The organism is Herbaspirillum sp. B65 (assembly GCF_000333555.1).
Lineage (GTDB): Bacteria > Pseudomonadota > Gammaproteobacteria > Burkholderiales > Burkholderiaceae_D > Herbaspirillum > Herbaspirillum rubrisubalbicans.
Genome location: NZ_BADI01000012.1, coordinates 1 through 1675 on the forward strand (window position 1 = coordinate 1; position 1675 = coordinate 1675).

General features: G+C 59.5%; 3 protein-coding genes. 2 read left to right on the forward strand and 1 reads right to left on the reverse strand.

Features of this window, described 5'->3' with window-relative positions; genetic code table 11:
• On the reverse strand, nt 1-533 hold a 533-nt coding region (locus tag I5W_RS00255; protein ID WP_044527748.1), incomplete at its 3' end, for a pyridoxal-phosphate dependent enzyme.
• A 201-nt stretch (nt 534-734) separates the two neighbouring features.
• Between I5W_RS00255 and I5W_RS00260 the strand changes: the two genes are divergently transcribed.
• Both I5W_RS00260 and I5W_RS00265 read left to right on the forward strand, forming a co-directional pair.
• Entirely contained in the window at nt 735-1196 is a 462-nt protein-coding gene (locus tag I5W_RS00260) for an Lrp/AsnC family transcriptional regulator (RefSeq protein ID WP_017454720.1), read from the forward strand.
• A gap of 79 nt (nt 1197-1275) precedes the next feature.
• The coding region (locus I5W_RS00265) for an alpha/beta fold hydrolase (RefSeq protein ID WP_044527749.1) at nt 1276-1675 on the forward strand (400 nt) is incomplete at its 3' end.

Here is a 1675-nt window from a genome sequence, read left to right on the forward strand (position 1 = left end):
TTCATCGGCAAGTTGGCATAGCCCAGGCCGCCCAGCGGGTGATCCGACGCGCCGGCCGGAATCGCATAGGGCTTGCCACCCTTGGCGCGCACTTCTTCCAGGGCACGGGCCCAGGTGTCTTTCTCGGTGGTGGAGTAGCCATAGCCGCCCATGATGGGATTGCCGCCCATGATGCGGGTCAGCAGGATGTTGCCGACCTTGTCGTAGACCGGGTCATCCCATTCCAGCCAGGTTTCCTGCACGGTATAGGACTTCATGCCCACGGCGGCTGCGGCCGCGCAGACCTGGCGGGTGTGGTTGGATTGGATGTTGCCGATCGAGACCAGGGTGTCGCAGCCCTTGGCCAGTGCATCGGCCACCAGCCATTCGAGCTTGCGGATCTTGTTGCCGCCGAAGGCCAGGCCCGAGGAGACGTCATCGCGCTTGGCCCACACTTCCACGCCCAGCATGGCGGAAAGGCGTTCCAGCTTGTGGATGGGGGAAGGGAAGAAGCCCAGCGTCTTACGGGGGAAGAGTTTGTCGAGTGCCAGCATGGTGGAGTGCTCCGGTTCAGGTGGATGGTCGAAAGTGGTCCGAATCTGGTTCGATTCATATCGAATCGCCGGGATCAACTTTACGCCTGCCGATTAAAATGGTGCTTCCGAATTTGTGGCATTATTCGTGATGAAAAATCGATGTAAATTATTTCATGCAAAGAAAATTGCGATAAAACCATACTAGGAGAAATATTCATCATGTCGCTAGACCGCATGGACAAGCGCATCCTCAAGGCGCTGCAGAAGGATGGCCGCATCGGCAATGCCGAGCTGGCCAAGAAGCTGGGCATGAGCGCCACCGCCTGCTGGAATCACACCAAACGCCTGATGGACGAAGGCTATGTGAAGGAAGTGCGCGCCATCCTCGACCCCGAGAAACTGGGCCTGCCGGTGCTGGTGACGGTGGGCGTGGTGCTGGACCGCTCCACCCCGGAGAGCTTTGCCGAATTCGAAAAGGCCGTGCGCGAGATCGCTGCCGTCCAGGAATGTCTGCTGCTGGCCGGCGAGTTCGATTACTGGATCAAGCTGCGGGTGAAGGATCTGCAAGCCTTCAACCGTTTGCACGCCAATACCCTGCTGCGCTTGCCGGGGGTGCGGCAATTGCGCTCCTTCTTCGTGCTCAACGAGGTCAAGAACAACCCGGAACTGGTGGTCGAGTGAAGGATCTTGCTTCCAGTCCTATACTTCGTTTTTCGCTTGGTTTTTGGTTTTCGTTTATCTTCACTTTCAAGGATTCCCGATGAGCTCCACCAGCAACGCTCCCTTGCGCAGCCTCTATCCTCCCATCGAACCCTACGACCATGGCTTGCTGGACGTGGGTGATGGTCACCAGGTCTACTGGGAAGTCTGCGGCAATCCGAATGGCAAGCCGGTGGTGTTCCTGCACGGTGGCCCCGGTGGGGGCTGTGGTCCCTCGCACCGGCGCCTGTTCAATCCGGAGAAATACCGTATCGTGCTGTTCGACCAGCGTGGCTGTGGTCGCTCGCTGCCGCACGCCAATCTGGACGCCAACACCACCTGGGACCTGGTGGCCGATATCGAACGCCTGCGCGAACTGCTGGGCATAGAGCGCTGGCAGGTGTTCGGCGGTTCCTGGGGCAGCACGCTGGCGCTGGCCTATGCCCAGACCCATCCACAGC

What these genes read in the sequence shown, in the direction of transcription:
- I5W_RS00260 (WP_017454720.1), top strand. Translation starts at nt 735, where the DNA reads ATGTCGCTAGACCGCATGGACAAGCGCATCCTCAAGGCGCTGCAGAAG.